The organism is Streptomyces sp. cmx-18-6, assembly GCF_046548915.1.
Classification (GTDB): domain Bacteria; phylum Actinomycetota; class Actinomycetes; order Streptomycetales; family Streptomycetaceae; genus Streptomyces.
Window position 1 is genome coordinate 536,429 of sequence record NZ_JAEBEP010000002.1, and the last position, 14,166, is coordinate 550,594.

General features: G+C 72.9%; 15 protein-coding genes. 11 read left to right on the forward strand and 4 right to left on the reverse strand.

Annotated features, from left to right (window positions below; genetic code table 11):
- The first annotated feature begins 83 nt into the window (after nucleotides 1-83).
- The 4 genes from ACLJPL_RS07375 (at nucleotide 84) to ACLJPL_RS07390 (ending at nucleotide 4,393) form a co-directional block, all read left to right on the forward strand.
- Nucleotides 84-1,301, forward strand: coding sequence for an amidohydrolase family protein (locus tag ACLJPL_RS07375; RefSeq protein WP_411079876.1), 1,218 nt, complete (start codon nucleotides 84-86; stop codon nucleotides 1,299-1,301).
- Between the two features lie 14 nt (nucleotides 1,302-1,315).
- Entirely contained in the window at nucleotides 1,316-2,473 is a 1,158-nt protein-coding gene (locus tag ACLJPL_RS07380; RefSeq protein ID WP_411079877.1) for an acyl-CoA dehydrogenase, read from the forward strand.
- Nucleotides 2,474-2,480: 7 nt separating this feature from the next.
- Entirely contained in the window at nucleotides 2,481-3,476 is a 996-nt protein-coding gene (locus ACLJPL_RS07385; protein ID WP_411079878.1) for an acyl-CoA dehydrogenase family protein, read from the forward strand.
- A 416-nt stretch (nucleotides 3,477-3,892) separates the two neighbouring features.
- Nucleotides 3,893-4,393 carry an ATP-binding protein gene (locus tag ACLJPL_RS07390; RefSeq protein ID WP_411079879.1) on the forward strand — a complete coding sequence of 167 codons (501 nt, stop codon included), beginning with the start codon at nucleotides 3,893-3,895 and terminating at the stop codon, nucleotides 4,391-4,393.
- 42 nt (nucleotides 4,394-4,435) lie between these two features.
- Here the strand turns inward: ACLJPL_RS07390 and ACLJPL_RS07395 are convergent, their stop codons facing one another.
- Nucleotides 4,436-5,362, reverse strand: coding sequence for a cyclase family protein (locus ACLJPL_RS07395; protein ID WP_411079880.1), 927 nt, complete (start codon nucleotides 5,360-5,362; stop codon nucleotides 4,436-4,438).
- A gap of 84 nt (nucleotides 5,363-5,446) precedes the next feature.
- On the opposite strand from ACLJPL_RS07395, the gene ACLJPL_RS07400 reads away from it, so the two are divergent.
- The 4 genes from ACLJPL_RS07400 to ACLJPL_RS07415 all read left to right on the forward strand — a co-directional run bounded on the left by ACLJPL_RS07400 (nucleotide 5,447) and on the right by ACLJPL_RS07415 (nucleotide 9,735).
- Complete coding sequence (locus ACLJPL_RS07400; RefSeq protein ID WP_411079881.1) at nucleotides 5,447-6,364, forward strand: SDR family oxidoreductase; 918 nt, start codon at nucleotides 5,447-5,449, stop codon at nucleotides 6,362-6,364.
- Between the two features lie 237 nt (nucleotides 6,365-6,601).
- Nucleotides 6,602-7,768: an acyl-CoA dehydrogenase family protein gene (locus ACLJPL_RS07405; RefSeq protein ID WP_411079882.1), complete on the forward strand. Its 1,167-nt coding sequence runs from the start codon at nucleotides 6,602-6,604 to the stop codon at nucleotides 7,766-7,768.
- Complete coding sequence (locus ACLJPL_RS07410; RefSeq protein WP_411079883.1) at nucleotides 7,765-8,814, forward strand: Zn-dependent alcohol dehydrogenase; 1,050 nt, start codon at nucleotides 7,765-7,767, stop codon at nucleotides 8,812-8,814. The genes ACLJPL_RS07405 and ACLJPL_RS07410 overlap by 4 nt, the downstream gene beginning before the upstream one ends.
- 228 nt (nucleotides 8,815-9,042) lie before the next feature.
- Nucleotides 9,043-9,735 (forward strand): TetR/AcrR family transcriptional regulator, encoded by a 693-nt coding sequence (locus ACLJPL_RS07415; protein WP_411079884.1) that lies wholly within the window; start codon nucleotides 9,043-9,045, stop codon nucleotides 9,733-9,735.
- 6 nt (nucleotides 9,736-9,741) lie between these two features.
- Here ACLJPL_RS07415 and ACLJPL_RS07420 read toward each other — a convergent pair whose 3' ends face one another.
- Nucleotides 9,742-10,731 carry a GlxA family transcriptional regulator gene (locus ACLJPL_RS07420; protein WP_411079885.1) on the reverse strand — a complete coding sequence of 330 codons (990 nt, stop codon included), beginning with the start codon at nucleotides 10,729-10,731 and terminating at the stop codon, nucleotides 9,742-9,744.
- A gap of 140 nt (nucleotides 10,732-10,871) precedes the next feature.
- Here ACLJPL_RS07420 and ACLJPL_RS07425 point away from each other — a divergent pair, with 140 nt between their 5' ends.
- Nucleotides 10,872-11,177 carry a hypothetical protein gene (locus tag ACLJPL_RS07425; protein ID WP_411079886.1) on the forward strand — a complete coding sequence of 102 codons (306 nt, stop codon included), beginning with the start codon at nucleotides 10,872-10,874 and terminating at the stop codon, nucleotides 11,175-11,177.
- Between the two features lie 26 nt (nucleotides 11,178-11,203).
- Nucleotides 11,204-11,563 (forward strand): DUF2809 domain-containing protein, encoded by a 360-nt coding sequence (locus ACLJPL_RS07430; RefSeq protein ID WP_411080041.1) that lies wholly within the window; start codon nucleotides 11,204-11,206, stop codon nucleotides 11,561-11,563.
- A gap of 27 nt (nucleotides 11,564-11,590) precedes the next feature.
- On the opposite strand, the gene ACLJPL_RS07435 is transcribed toward ACLJPL_RS07430, so the two are convergent.
- Nucleotides 11,591-11,941 (reverse strand): hypothetical protein, encoded by a 351-nt coding sequence (locus ACLJPL_RS07435; RefSeq protein WP_411079887.1) that lies wholly within the window; start codon nucleotides 11,939-11,941, stop codon nucleotides 11,591-11,593.
- 175 nt (nucleotides 11,942-12,116) lie between these two features.
- On the opposite strand from ACLJPL_RS07435, the gene ACLJPL_RS07440 reads away from it, so the two are divergent.
- The gene (locus tag ACLJPL_RS07440) at nucleotides 12,117-13,469 is read left to right on the forward strand and encodes an MFS transporter (protein WP_411079888.1); all 1,353 of its coding nucleotides are present in this window, start codon (nucleotides 12,117-12,119) and stop codon (nucleotides 13,467-13,469) included.
- Here the strand turns inward: ACLJPL_RS07440 and ACLJPL_RS07445 are convergent.
- Nucleotides 13,459-14,097, reverse strand: a complete 639-nt coding sequence (locus ACLJPL_RS07445; protein WP_411080042.1) for a flavin reductase family protein — start codon at nucleotides 14,095-14,097, stop codon at nucleotides 13,459-13,461. The genes ACLJPL_RS07440 and ACLJPL_RS07445 overlap by 11 nt on opposite strands.
- Between the last annotated feature and the right edge of the window lie 69 nt (nucleotides 14,098-14,166).

Genomic DNA, 14,166 nt, shown 5'->3' on the forward strand with positions numbered 1-14,166 from the left:
GTGCCGCAATCCAATCTGACGGACCATCAGAAAGCGCCTGGGGACGGCACGGTCGGCAGGTGCGCCGGAGGGGACGACACACCATGACGGATGACGGCACCACGACGGATACGGAACTGCCCCGGATCGTCAGCGTCGACGACCACGTGATCGAACCCGCGCACCTCTTCGCCGTCTGGCTGCCCGCGAAGTACCGCGAGCGCGGGCCGCGGCCGCTGACGGCGGGCATCGGGGAACTGGCGTACACGGGCGGGAAGTACGTCATCACGATGGACCCGGACGGGCCGCCCACCGACTGGTGGATCTACGAGGACCTGAAGTTCCCGTACAAGCGGAACATCGCCGCGGTCGGCTTCGACCGCGACGACATGACCCTGGAGGGCATCACCCGGGCCGAGATGCGGCCCGGCTGCTGGGATCCGGCCGAACGCCTCAAGGACATGGACCTCAACCACGTCGAGGCGTCCCTCTGCTTCCCCACCTTCCCGCGCTTCTGCGGGCAGACCTTCGCCGAGGCGCACGACAAGGAGGTCGCCCTCGCCTGCGTGCGCGCCTACAACGACTGGATGGTCGAGGAGTGGTGCGGCGACAGCGGCGGCCGGCTGATCCCGCTCTGCATCATCCCCCTCTGGGACATCGGCCTCGCGGTGGCGGAGATCAGGCGGAACGCGGCGCGCGGGGTGCGCGCGGTGACCTTCTCCGAGATCCCGACCCACCTGGGGCTGCCGTCCATCCACACCGGCTACTGGGACCCGTTCTTCGCCGTCTGCCAGGAGACCGGCACCGTCGTCAACATGCACATCGGGTCCAGCTCCCAGATGCCCGCCGCGTCCCCGGACGCGCCCCCGGCCGTACAGGCGTCGCTCTCCTTCAACAACGCGATGGCCTCGATGATGGACTTCCTCTTCAGCGGGGTGCTGGTCAGGTTCCCGACGCTCAAACTGGCGTACAGCGAAGGCCAGATGGGATGGATCCCCTACGCCCTGGAGCGCGCCGACGACGTGTGGGAGGAGCACCGGGCGTGGGGCGGGGTGCGCGATCTGATCCCCGAGCCGCCGTCCACGTACTACTACCGGCAGATGTTCTGCTGCTTCTTCCGCGACAAGCACGGCATCGCCTCGCTCGACGTCGTCGGCCGCGACAACGCCACCTTCGAGACCGACTACCCGCACGTGGACTCGACCTTCCCGCACACCAAGGAGGTCGCGCTCGACCACGTCAAGGGCCTGGACGCGGCGACCGTCCACAAACTGATGCGCGGGAACGCGATCCGGATGCTCGGCCTGGACCTGGACGAGTAGGCGGGGGCAGGGCGGTGGATCTCGCGGACACGGAGGCGGAGAGGGAGTTCCGGGCGCGGTTGCGCGAGTGGCTGGCCGCCGTGCTCCCGGCCGTCCCGCCGAAGCCCTCGCCCGACGACTGGCCCGCGCGCCGGGCGTACGACACGGCCTGGCAGCGCAGGCTGTACGACGCCGGGTACGCGGGGCTGCACTGGCCGGTGGACGCGGGCGGGCGGGGCGCGACCCCGACCCAGCACCTCATCTTCCTGGAGGAGACGGAGAAGGCCGGAGCCCCGTACGTCGGCGCGAACTTCGTCGGGCTGCTGCACGCGGGCCCGACCATCGCCGCCGAAGGGACGCCCGGGCAGCGGGCCCGCTGGCTGCCGCCGGTGCTGCGCGGCGAGGAGATCTGGTGCCAGGGGTTCAGCGAGCCGGAGGCCGGTTCCGACCTGGCCGCGCTGCGGACGCGGGCGGTGCGCGACGGGGACGACTACGTGGTCAGCGGGCAGAAGATCTGGACCTCGCACGCGGAGGTGGCGAACTGGTGCGAGCTGCTCGTGCGCACGGACCCGGACGCGCCGAAGCACCGGGGGATCAGCTGGCTGGCCCTGCCCATGGACGCGCCCGGCGTCACGGTCCGGCCGCTGCGGACGCTGGCCGGGTCGACGGAGTTCGCGGAGATGTTCCTCGACGAGGTCCGGGTGCCGGCAGGGAACCGGGTCGGGGCCGAGAACGACGGCTGGCGGGTCACCATGGTCACCCTGTCCTTCGAACGCGGTACGGCCTTCGTCGGCGAGGTCGTCGCCTGCCGCCGCACCCTGGACGCCCTGGCCGCCGAGGCCCGGCGGAACGGGCGGTGGGACGACGCGGTGCTGCGCCGCCGCCTGGGCCGCCTGAACGCCGAGTTCCGGGCCCTGTGGCGGCTGACCCAGTGGAACGTGGGGGAGTCGCAGCGCACCGGCGGGGTCCCGGGCGTCGGCGGGTCCGTCTTCAAGCTGCGCTACTCCGGGGCCCGGCAGGAGCTGTACGAGGCGGCGGCGGAGGTGCTGGGGGCGGAGGGCGCGTTCGACGTGGACCGGGAATGGGTCCTGGACCGGCTCTCCTCCCTCTCGTACACGATCTCCGCCGGCACCTCGCAGATCCAGCGGAACATCGTCGCCGAGCGCATCCTCGGCCTGCCGAAGGGGCGCTGAGGCCACCGTGGACTTCCAGCTCTCGGACGACCAGCGGGCCCTGCGGTCCGGCATGCGCGACCTGCTCGGCGCGGTGTTCGACCGGGACCGGATGCGGGCGGCGGTGGAGCGGGGCGGGGCGGTGGACCGGGGGCTGTGGCGGGAGCTGGGGGCGGCCGGGTTCTTCGCGCTGCGGCTGCCGGAGGAGGCGGGCGGGGTGGGGCTCGGGCTGCCGGAGGCGGTGCTGCTCTTCGAGGAGGCGGGCCGGGCGCTGCTGCCGGGCCCCCTGGTCGCCACGCACCTGGCGGCGGGCCTGGTGGAAGGGGCGGCCGAGGGGGAGGCGGTGGTGACCGTCGCGGAGGGGGGCCTGCCGGTGGCGCACCTGGGGGGCGCGGACGCGGTGCTGGCGGGATCCGGCGCACTCACCGGGGAGGCGTTGCGCGCCTTCGCGGCCGAGGCCCGGCCCGTACGGTCGATGGACCCGCTGACTCCGCTGCACGAGGTGGAGGGGCGTGAGCCGGTCACGGAGGCGTACCCCGGCGCACTCCGTTGCGAAGGGGCGCTCCTCACCGCCGCCGAACAACTCGGCAGCGCTACCCGTACCACCGAAACAGCCGTTCAACACGCCCGTGCGCGCGAACAGTTCGGAACGCCCATTGGATCTTTCCAGGCGGTCAAACACCTCTGCGCCGACATGCTCGCCCGCACCGAACCGGCCCGTGGCGCCGTCTACGCGGCCGCCGTCACCGGCGACCCGGTGGAGGTCGCGGCGGCCAAGCTGCTCGCCGACGAGGCGGCCGTCCGCAACGCGCGGGACTGCCTCCAGATCCACGGCGGTATGGGGTTCACCTGGGAGGCAGATGTTCACCTCCACCTGAAACGGGCCTGGCTCCGGGCCGCCCGGTGGCTCACGGCGGCGGAGGCGGAAGAGGTTCTGGCCGCCGCTCTGGGCCCCGCGGGACCGCTGTCCGGCGGCTCGGCGGCCCACGGCCGGCGGAGATCGGAAGTGGAGGGCCGAGGGTGACACAGCGGAGTCGGCCGGTGTCGATACCGGGTTGTGTCCTTTGCGTGATTCGTCACCGGGCGGAGTCGGGGCCGCGCTCGGGTACGCTCCGTGGGATGCGAGTGGTTCTGGAACCGGGCGATCCGGGGGCGGCCTGTGCGGCGGCTCCGGTCCGGACGATGCGCCTCGCGCGTACCCCGAGGAGATGTGCCGGGCCTGCCCGGGAAGCGATTCCTGCGGTGCCGGCGCGCTCTTGTTCGACTCCCCGCAACGTGCGTCGCACAGTATGCACCACGGGTACTCCTTCGCGCTGGAATATGCCCGAAGCGCTTGTTGCGGTGACTGTACGTCAACCATGCTGTCGCGTAAGGGAATCACGTTCCGTGACCCTGAGGAGGCGCGAGGCGATGTGTCCGCCGGTTCGGATGGTGTGAGCGGTGCAGGTGCTTCAGGTTCAGTTGGAGGTCGGCCCGGACCCCGCGGAGGTGGGGCGGGCCCGTAGATGGGCGCGGTCGCGTCTGGTCGGATCCGGGATAGGGGATGACGAGCCGCTCGCCGAGACGCTCATCCTGCTGATCTCGGAGCTGGTCACCAACGCGGTCGTCCACACGGGCTGCCCGGCCGTGCTGCGGATGCTGTTCGGCACGTCCGGCGCTTCCGGTACGGGCGGGACCGTCCGGGTCGAGGTCGCGGACGCCAGTGACTGCCCCCCGCGCCAGCGGCATGCGGCGGGCGAGGACACCGGCGGCCGGGGCCTGGAGCTGGTGGACGGCCTCGCGGACCGCTGGGGCTGGCAGCCGGAGGGGGCCGGGAAGCAGATCTGGTGCGAGATCGACCGGGGCGGCCCGGTGGTCGCCCCCCAGGCTCCGCCGCCGGTCGTGGTGCGGGACTCCGAGGTGCGCGAGTCGCCCTCCTGCCTCTTCACCAACCTGGCCTGAGCCGCCCGCGTACGGACGGCGGGCCCAGGGGCTCGGGGGCCGCTACAGGACCGCGACCGGGGCGACCGGTGATCCGGTGGCCCCGGTGAACGGCTCCGGCGCGGCGGTGAGCAGGAAGGCGTACCGCTCCTCCTCCGCACAGGCTGTGGACAGCGCCTCCAGGTCCCAGTTCTGGCCCTGGAGCATGCCCATCTCGACGAGGTGGAGCGCGTGCACGGGCATCCACAGGTCGTCGATCTCCGGCGGGAAGATCTCGAAGGTCAGGGTGTCGTTGGCGACCGCCGCCACGTCCCGGGCGTGGAACCACTCGGGCGTGCGCACGGAGAGCCCGGGTGACGGATAGCCGTACGCGTGCCGGTCCCCGGCGTGCAGGACCCGTACCTGCCCCGTCCGTACGAGGACGATGTCCCCGGCCCGTACGCGTACGCCCCCGAACTCCTCCGCCGCGTCCAGGTCCTCCGGCGTGACGGCGTGCGTGCCGGACAGCCGGTCCACGCCCCGGGCGCGCGCGACGTCGAGAAGGACCCCGCGCGACACCAGGTGCCCCACCGCGGCGATCGAGGAGAACTGTGCGCCGGCGTGCGCCGTGATGGTGTCCGCCGGGCGGCCGTTGTAGATCCTGCCGCTGTGCGAGACATGGGTGAGGGCGTCCCAGTGGGTCGCGGCCTGGAGCCCCATGGTGACGGCGTCGTCGCTGGTGGCGACCGCACCGGGGCCGAACATCTCCTGGTTGATCTGGACCATCGTGTGCAGCGGGTCGATCCGGCCCGGGATGAGCCCGCTCTGCACGCCGCCCTGCCGGAGAGGGAGCGCGAGCGGTATGCGGCGACCGCTCCGGACGGCGGCGACGGCCTCCCGGACGACGGCGTCGGTGACCAGGTTCAGTGTCCCGCGTTCGTCGGCCTCGCCCCAGCGCCCCCAGTTGTTCACGCGCCCCGCGATCTCGTGGAACTCGGCCGGCAGGGACATGGGGACCTCCTGGGTCTTGTGCCGGGGCATCGGGCTGCCCGTAAAATCTAACGGTCCGTCAGAAACCGCGGGAAGGGGCCGGGCATGGGGAACTTCTTGGCAGGCAGGGTGGTCGCCGTCACGGGGGCCGGCCGGGGCATCGGGCGGGCGGTCGCGCTCGCGGCGGCGGCGGAGGGGGCGCGGGTCGTCGTCAACGACTACGGCGTCTCGGTGGAGGGCTCCGAGCCGACGAGCGAGGTCGCCCGGTCCGTGGTCAAGGAGATCGAGGCGGCGGGCGGTTCGGCGGTCGCGGTGGCCGACGACATCTCCACGATGGCGGGCGGGCAGCGGATCGTGGACACGGCCCTGGCGGAGTACGGGCGGCTCGACGGGGTCGTGTGCGTGGCCGGGATCCTGCGGGAGCGGATGCTGTTCAACATGTCCGAGGAGGAGTGGGACCCGGTCCTCGCCACACACCTGAAGGGCACGTTCACGGTCTTCCGCGCGGCCTCGGCGGTGATGCGGAAGCAGGAGGGCGGGGGCACGCTGATCGGGTTCACCAGCGGCAACCACCAGGGGAGCGTGTCCCAGGCCAACTACAGCGCGGCGAAGGGCGGGATCATCTCACTGGTCCGCAGCGCGGCGCTGGGCCTGCACCGGTACGGAGTCACGGCCAACGCGGTCGCCCCGGTGGCCCGGACCCGGATGTCGGCCGGGGTGCCGATGGAGCTCGCGGAGATCGGTGAGCCGGAGGACGTGGCGGCGCTGGTGGTCTACCTGCTGAGCGAGCGGGCGCGGGCGGAGAAGATCACCGGCCAGGTCTACACGATCGCCGGCCCCAAGATCGCGGTCTGGGCCCAGCCGAGGGAGCTGCGGGCGGGGTACGCGGAGGGGGCGGCCTGGACCCCTGAGCGGATCGCGGAGTTCCTGCCGGGGACGGTGGGGGTGGACCCGATGCCGATGCTGGCGCGGGTGGAGGAGATGGCGGAGGCGGCGAGGCGGGGGGCTCGGCCGAATCAGTGACCGCCCTCGGAGGCTCCGCCCCCGAACCCCCCGGTCCTCAATCGCCGGACGGGCTTGATTTCGCCCCCCGGTCGTCCAGTACGGGCTTTGAGGGCCTCCGGCGGTTGAGGAGCGGGCGGCCGAACAAACCAAGCCCCTCCGGTGATTGAGGAGCGGGCAGCCGAACAAACCAAGCCTCTCCGGCGATTGAGGAGCGGGGGTCTGGGGGCGGAGCCCTCAGAGCGACAGGAGGCATGCATGGAGTTCCGGTTCGAGCCCGAGGACGAAAAGTTCCGCACCCGCGCCCGCACCTGGCTGGAGACCCGCCTTGCCGCGACCCCCGCCCCCGAACCCCACGCGTGGGAGCGCGAGTTGGGGCGGGCCGGATGGATCGGGATCGGGTGGCCGGGCGACGGCGGCGACGCCGGCGACGGGGCGCGCTACGGCAACCGCCCTGCCGCCCTCGCCCAACAGGTCGTCTGGGCCGAGGAGTACGCCCGCTCCGCCGCCCCGCCCCGGATGGGCCACATCGGGGAGAACCTCCTCGCCCCCACCCTCATCACGTACGGCACCGAGGAACAGAAGCGCCGCCACCTGCCCCCGATCGCCCGGGGCGAGACCCTGTGGTGCCAGGGTTACAGCGAACCGGGCGCGGGGTCCGACCTCGCGGGCGTGCGGACCGTCGCCACCCCGGACGGCGCGGGCGGGTACACCGTGACCGGGCAGAAGATCTGGACCTCGCTGGCCCAGGACGCCGACTGGTGCTTCGTCCTGGCCCGCACCGAACCCGGCTCCACCCGCCACCGCGGTCTGTCCTTCCTCCTGGTCGAGATGGACCAGCCGGGCCGGATCGACGTGCGGCCGATCCGGCAGCTGACGGGGACCAGCGAGTTCAACGAGGTCTTCTTCGACGGGGCGCGGGCCGCCGAGCTCGTCGGTGGCGAGGGCAACGGCTGGCAGGTCGCGACGGGCCTCCTCGCCCTGGAGCGCGGGGTCTCCACCCTCGCCCAACAGATCGGGTTCGCCGCGGAGTTGAAGAAGGTGGTCGCCGCAGCCGTGGCGAGCGGGGCCGCCGACGACCCGGTCGTCAGAGCCCGGCTCGTACGCCAGTGGGCCGAGCTGGTCACCATGCGCCGGCACGCCCTGCGCACCCTCGGCGCCACCGGCGACCCGGGAGCGCCCAGCGTGGCGAAGCTGCTGTGGGGCGGCTGGCACCAGCGGCTGGGCGAGCTGGCCGTGCAGGTGTCGGGCGAGGCGGGGGCGGTCGGCCCCGAGCCCTGGTCGGCGTCCGACCCGTACCGCATCGACGACGCACAGCACCTGTTCCTCTTCAGCCGGGCCGACACCATCTACGGCGGCTCCGACGAGATCCAGCGGAACATCATCGCCGAGCGGGTGCTCGGCCTACCGAGGGAGCCGAGATGAGAGGCGTCGTCTTCGACGGCACACGGACCGAGGTCGTCGACGACCTGGAGATACGCGATCCGGGCCCCGGCGAGGTGCTGGTGGCGGTGGCCGCCGCCGGGCTCTGCCACAGCGACCTGTCGGTGATCGACGGCACGATCCCGTTCCCCGTCCCCGTCGTGCTCGGCCATGAGGGGGCGGGCGTGGTGGAGGCGGTCGGCCCGGGCGTCGGGCACGTACGGCCGGGTGATCATGTCGCGCTGTCCACCCTCGCCAACTGCGGGGCCTGCGCCCAGTGCGACCGGGGCAGGCCCACGATGTGCCGGAAGGCGATCGGCCGGCCGGGGAGGCCGTTCTCGCGCGGGGGCGAGAAGCTCTTCCAGTTCGCCTCCAACTCGGCTTTCGCGGAACGTACGTTGGTACGCGCCGTCCAGGCGGTGAAGATCCCGGCCGACCTCCCCCTCACCTCCGCCGCCCTGATCGGCTGCGGGGTCCTCACGGGCGTCGGGGCCGTACTCAACCGGGCCAAGGTCGACCGGGGCGACAGCGTCGTCGTCATCGGCACCGGAGGCGTCGGCCTCAACGTGCTCCAGGGGGCCCGGCTGGCGGGCGCGCTCACCGTCGTCGCCGTCGACAGCAACCCGGCGAAGGAGGCGGTGGCCCGGCGGTTCGGGGCCACGCACTTCCTGACCGGCGTCGACGGCGTACGCGACATCCTCCCCGAGGGGGCCGACCACGCCTTCGAGTGCGTCGGCCGCACCGAGCTGATCCGGCAGGCGGTCGACCTGCTGGACCGGCACGGCCAGGCCGTCCTGCTGGGCGTCCCGGCGGCGAGCGCGGAGGCGTCGTTCGTCGTCTCCTCGATGTACCTCGACAAGTCGATCCTCGGCTGCCGTTACGGCTCCTCGCGCCCGCAGCGCGACATCGCCCTGTACGCGGACCTCTACCGGGAGGGCCGGCTGCTGCTGGACGAACTGGTCACCGAGACCTACCCGGTGGAGGACTTCGCCAAGGCCGCCGACGACGCGCACCACGGGCGGGTGGCGCGGGGGGTGCTGGTCTTCTGATCCACCGGAACGGTGGGGTGCGCGTCGGTCGGTCGGCCCGGCGGGCCCGCCGGGCCCGGTGCGGGTCATGGGTCTCTCTCGACTAGAGGCTTGTGTGTTCGTCAGAAGATGTAACGCATCACGAACTGAGGGGTCGAGAGGTCTCGTGATAGCTTCTAACGAAACTTTGAGTACATAGCCTCACGGCTTTCGCGTACGCAGCCTCACGGCTGGGGAAGGCGGCACATCATGGGGAAGGCCGACGCCGCGACCCCGCGCGAGCGCTACCGCGCCCAGGTCCGTACGGAGATCAAGGGGCACGCCTGGGAGCAGATCGCCACGGCCGGGGCCTCCGCGCTCTCCCTCAACGCGATCGCCAAGCGGATGGGCGTGAGCGGGCCCGCGCTCTACCGCTACTTCGCGGGCCGGGACGAGCTGATCACCGAGCTCGTCCGGGACGCGTACCGCAGCCTGGCCGACACCCTGCGCACGGCCGCCGCCGAAGGCGCCGACCTGGCGGGGCTGGCGCACGCCCTGCGCGGCTGGGCGCTGGAGGACCCGCACCGGTACTTCCTCCTCTACGGCACCCCGATCCCCGGCTACCACGCGCCCGACGACACCACCGCCATCTCCGCCGAGATCATGGCGACCCTGCTGGACGCCTGTGTGGCGCTCACCCCGGGCGGGCGGGAGGCCCCGGGCGGGCCGGGAGCTTCCGAGGCCCCGGACGTCTCCTTCGCCGCCCACCTGGCGAAGCACCGGGACTGGGCCGGCGACCACCCGGCCCCGCCCGCCGCCCTGCGCCTGGCCATGAGCTTCTGGACCCGGATGCACGGCGTCCTGTCCCTGGAGCTCGCCGGCCACTTCACCGGCATGCGCTTCGACCCCGCCCGGCTCTTCGCGGCCGAACTGGACGACCTGCTGCCGAACCCGACGACGTAACAGCGCCTACGGGGTGTCCGCCGACGCCCGGAACGTACGCCGGTACACCGTCGGCGGCACGCCCAGCGCCGCCTGGAGGTGCTGGCGCAGCGAGGTCGCCGTGCCGAAGCCGGCGTCCCGGGCCACCTGGTCGATCGACAGGTCCGAGGACTCCAGCAGGTGCCGGGCCCGCTCCACCCGCTGCTGGGTCAGCCACTGGCCCGGGCTGACGCCCACCTCCTCGCGGAAGCGGCGCGTGAAGGTCCGTACGCTCATCGCCTCCTGCTGGGCCATGTCCCGCAGCAGGATCGGCCGGTCCAGCCGGGCCAGCGCCCAGGCGCGGGCGGCGGTGGTGGTCGCGAACTGCGGTTCGGGGACGGGCCGGTGGATGTACTGGGCCTGCCCGCCGTCCCGGTGCGGCGGGACGACCGTGCGCCGGGCGATCTCGTTGGCGACGGCGGCTCCGTGGTCGCGGCGCACCAGGTGGAGGCAGAGGTCGATCCCGGCGGCGACCCCGGCCGAGGTGAGGACGTCGCCGTCGTCGATGAACAGGACGTCCGGGTCGACGCGGACCTGGGGGAAGGTCCGCTGGAAGTGGTCGGCGGAGGACCAGTGCGTGGTGGCGGGGCGGCCGTCCAGATACCCGGCGGCGGCGAGCACGTAGCTGCCGGTGCAGATGGAGACCATCCGGGTGCCGGGCCGGATGCGGGCGAACGCGGACGCCAGCTCCTCGGTGAGCCTGCCCTCCTCGAAGACGGGGCCCAGTTCGTAGGAGGCGGGGACGACCACGGTGTCGGCGGTGGCGAGCGCCTCGGGGCCGTGCTCCACGAGGATCGAGAAGTCGGCGTCGGTCCGCACCGGCCCCGGCGGGCGGACGGAGCAGGTCACGACGTCGTACAGCTTCCCGCTCCTGCCGCCCGGCGTGGAACTCAGGGAACGGCCGAAGATCCTCTGGGGGATGCCCAGTTCGAAGGGGAGCAGTCCGTCCAGGGCCAGGACGGCGACGCGGTGCGGCATGGCGGGCCTCCTCGAAGCGCGCCGGCGGGCTCGTGGGGGCCCATCGGGGAACGCGCTGGTTGGTATAGACCAGGGGCTGGTACAGGTTAGCGACGTGAGGGAGAAGCCGACAGGGACCGCGTCCATTCCCAACGCCTCACGTGACACCCGGCCCCCGCCGCTTCCGCCGCTTCCGCGCCTTCCCGCCCGAGGCCCGGAACCGGCTGCGCGTCTACGATGTGGCCGGTTCGCTTCTGATGGCCGGGGCGGGCCGCGCCCTGGCCGGCCCGCCGGCCGTGGCGGTGGGCGCGCCGGAGCTGTTCGTGGCGGCGGGCCCGCCGGAGCTGCTCGTGGCGGTGGGCGCGCCGGAGCTGTTGGTGGTGGTGGCCGTGATCAACGTGGGGGTGGTGGTCGTGCTGTCAGCGGTCCGGTCGATGCGGCGGCTGAAGAGGGTGGGGCTCGCGTGAGGTGTTCCTCGCTCCGGACCCGCGCGATGGCGGCCGTCGCCGCCGCCGTCACCGTCGCCACGGGCCTCGCCGTGCGCGCCGGGGGTGACGGCGTCTTCGCCAAGTACGCGGGGAGCGCGCTCTATACGGTGCTGCTCTGCGCCCTCCTCACCCTCTGCGCACCCCGCGCCCGCCCGATCACGGTGGCCGGGGCCGCACTCGCCCTCAGCTGGGCCGTCGAACTCCTCCAGCTCACCGGCGCGCCCGCCGACCTCTCGGCGCACAGCACGGCGGCCCGGCTGGTCCTCGGCTCGACGTTCAACGCCCCGGACCTGTTCTGGTACGCGGTGGGCGCGGCGGCGGGGTGGGGCGTCCACGCGGGAGTCCGAAGGCCGGCTGCGCCGTAGGACGGCTGTACCGGCTTGTGTCCGCGCCTACCCCTGCTCCAGTCGCGCCTGCTCCTGCCGGCGGCGCTCCTCCACCCGTTGCATCTCGATGACCTCCAGGACGTGGGCGCTGGTCTGCCGGCGGACGGCTCCGGCGACGAACAGCGCGGTGCCCAGCACCGACAGGGGTACGGAGACGGCCAGGAGGGTGAGTTGCTCGGGCCATGCCGTGGTCAGGGAGCAGGGGACGCTGGACTCGTAGCAGGTCACGTCGGCCACGTCCGTCAGCAGGTAGGCCAGCCGCGCCCACGCCGCGCAGGCGGCCAGCAGCAGGACCGCTCCCCACCCTCGCATCGCCGTCGACGTGCGATGGAACTTCTGGCGTGCGATCCACTGCATGAGATCCCCCGGATCCGTTGCGTACGCGACGACGGCGGCCGGTCGGCCGCGTTGACGAACGCGATGGTACGTAGGCGGGTTCGGGCCGCCGCCCGCCGGGCCGTGGCCCGATCCCTGCGAACCATGGCCTTTCGGCCACTCGTGGGGAAACGCGCAGGCCAAGAAGCTGGTCCACGTGACCGAGACCATCGAAACCGCCGCCCGGGACGACGACCGGCGGCCGCCCCGCGAGGTGCGCCGCCGTCGTCCCCGTACCCACTGGGCGTGGGTCGTCGCCGCCGTCACCTTCGTGACGATCATCGGCGGCGCGGCCTTCAACTCCCTGCCCGGGCTGCTGATCGACCCGCTCCACAAGGAGTTCGGCTGGTCGCGCGGCGAGATCGGGCTCGCGGTCTCCATCGACATGGCGCTGTACGGGCTGACCGCTCCGTTCGCCGCCGCGCTCATGGACCGCTTCGGCATCCGGCGGGTCGTGGCGGTCGCGCTGACCATGGTGGCCTCCGGGGCGCTCGCCAGTGTCTGGATGACGGCCTCCTGGCAGCTGATGATCTACTGGGGGCTGCTCGTCGGCCTCGGCACCGGGTCCATGGCGATGGCGTTCGCCGCGACCGTCACCAACCGCTGGTTCGTCGCCCGAAGGGGCCTGGTCACCGGCATCCTCACGGCGGCGGGGGCCTCCGGGCAGCTCGTCTTCCTCCCGCTCTGCGCCTGGATCGTCGACGCCCACGGCTGGCGGCCCGCCTCCGTCACCGTCGCCCTCGCGGCCCTGGTCGTCGTCCCGTTCGTCTGGCTCCTGATGCGCGACCACCCGGCCGACATGGGCCTCGCCCCGTACGGCGGTGTGTACGTCGAGAAGCCCGCCCCCGCCCGGGGCGCCGCGCGCCGCACGGTGTCGGTGCTGTTCAAGGCCGCCCGCACCGGCCCGTTCTGGCTGCTGGCGGGCACCTTCGCCATCTGCGGGGCCTCCACCAACGGCCTGATCCGCACCCACTTCGTCCCCTCCGCCCACGACCACGGCATGCCGATCACCGCCGCCGCCTCGCTGCTGGCGGTGATCGGGGTCTTCGACGTCGTCGGCACGATCTTCTCGGGCTGGCTCACCGACCGCTTCGACGCCCGCCGGCTGCTCGCCGTCTACTACGCGCTGCGCGGGATCTCGCTGCTCTTCCTGCCGATGCTGATGGCGCCCGAGGTCCAGCCGCCGATGGTCTTCTTCATCGTGTTCTACGGGCTTGACTGGGTCGCCACGGTCCCGCCGACGCTGGCGCTCTGCCGCGAGCAGTACGGCGAGGACAGCGCCATCGTCTTCGGCTGGGTGCTGGCCTCGCACCAGGTGGGCGCGGCGGTGGTCGCGTTCCTCGGCGGGGCGGCACGGGACGTCTTCGGCAGTTACGACGTGGTCTGGTACGCGTCGGGGGCGCTCTGCGCGGTGGCGGCGCTGATGTCGCTGGTGATCCGGCGGGCCGCCCGGGCCGAATCGGCAGTTCCGGGTGGAAGGGACCGGCCGGTGGAGGACGCTAGCGGCTGAACCGCCCGAACATCCCCCGGTGGAACAGCAGGGGCTCCCCCTCCGCCGCCGCGCCCAGCGCCTCCACCCTGCCCACCACGATGAGGTGGTCCCCGCCGGTGTGGACGGCATGGACGCGGCAGTCGACCCACGCCGGTACGGAGTCGAGCAGCGGCGACCCGGTCGCCGGGGCGTCCTCGTACGCGACCCCCGCGAACTTGTCCGCCCCGCTCACCGCGAACCCCCGGCACAGGGACCCCTGTTCGGCCCCCAGGACGTTGACGCAGAAGGCCCCGGCGCGGGCGATGCGCGGCCAGGTCGCCGACGTACGGGCGACCATGAAGGCGACCAGGGGCGGGTCCAGCGACAGTGAGGCGAAGGACTGGCAGGCGAAGCCGGTGGGGCCGTCCGCGTCGCGCGCGGTGACGACGGTGACGCCGCTGGCGAAGTGGCCCAGCACGCGCCGGAATTCGGCCGGGTCGACCGGGAGCCGTTCGCCGTCCCGGACGGCTCTCAGATCGGGCCGGGGCAGCGCCTCCGGCGGCGTGTGCGGCGGTCCGGCTGTCGTGTGCGGCCGGGGCGTCGCATGCGGTCCGGCTGTCGTGGCGGCGCCTACGGACCTGAGGTACCGGACGGCGGTGGCGGCCATGCCTGCGTGTCCCATCACGTCATCCATTAGAACTGACGGAACGTCAGATGTGAACGGGTGGGCCGAGGA

Excerpts from the sequence above, each read along its gene's own strand:
- ACLJPL_RS07375 (WP_411079876.1), top strand. The coding sequence starts at position 84 with ATGACGGATGACGGCACCACGACGGATACGGAACTGCCCCGGATCGTC.
- ACLJPL_RS07395 (WP_411079880.1), bottom strand. The coding sequence starts at position 5,362 with ATGTCCCTGCCGGCCGAGTTCCACGAGATCGCGGGGCGCGTGAACAAC.
- ACLJPL_RS07400 (WP_411079881.1), top strand. The coding sequence starts at position 5,447 with ATGGGGAACTTCTTGGCAGGCAGGGTGGTCGCCGTCACGGGGGCCGGC.
- ACLJPL_RS07405 (WP_411079882.1), top strand. The coding sequence starts at position 6,602 with ATGGAGTTCCGGTTCGAGCCCGAGGACGAAAAGTTCCGCACCCGCGCC.
- ACLJPL_RS07410 (WP_411079883.1), top strand. The coding sequence starts at position 7,765 with ATGAGAGGCGTCGTCTTCGACGGCACACGGACCGAGGTCGTCGACGAC.
- ACLJPL_RS07415 (WP_411079884.1), top strand. The coding sequence starts at position 9,043 with ATGGGGAAGGCCGACGCCGCGACCCCGCGCGAGCGCTACCGCGCCCAG.
- ACLJPL_RS07420 (WP_411079885.1), bottom strand. The coding sequence starts at position 10,731 with ATGCCGCACCGCGTCGCCGTCCTGGCCCTGGACGGACTGCTCCCCTTC.
- ACLJPL_RS07430 (WP_411080041.1), top strand. The coding sequence starts at position 11,204 with ATGGCGGCCGTCGCCGCCGCCGTCACCGTCGCCACGGGCCTCGCCGTG.
- ACLJPL_RS07435 (WP_411079887.1), bottom strand. The coding sequence starts at position 11,941 with ATGCAGTGGATCGCACGCCAGAAGTTCCATCGCACGTCGACGGCGATG.
- ACLJPL_RS07445 (WP_411080042.1), bottom strand. The coding sequence starts at position 14,097 with ATGGCCGCCACCGCCGTCCGGTACCTCAGGTCCGTAGGCGCCGCCACG.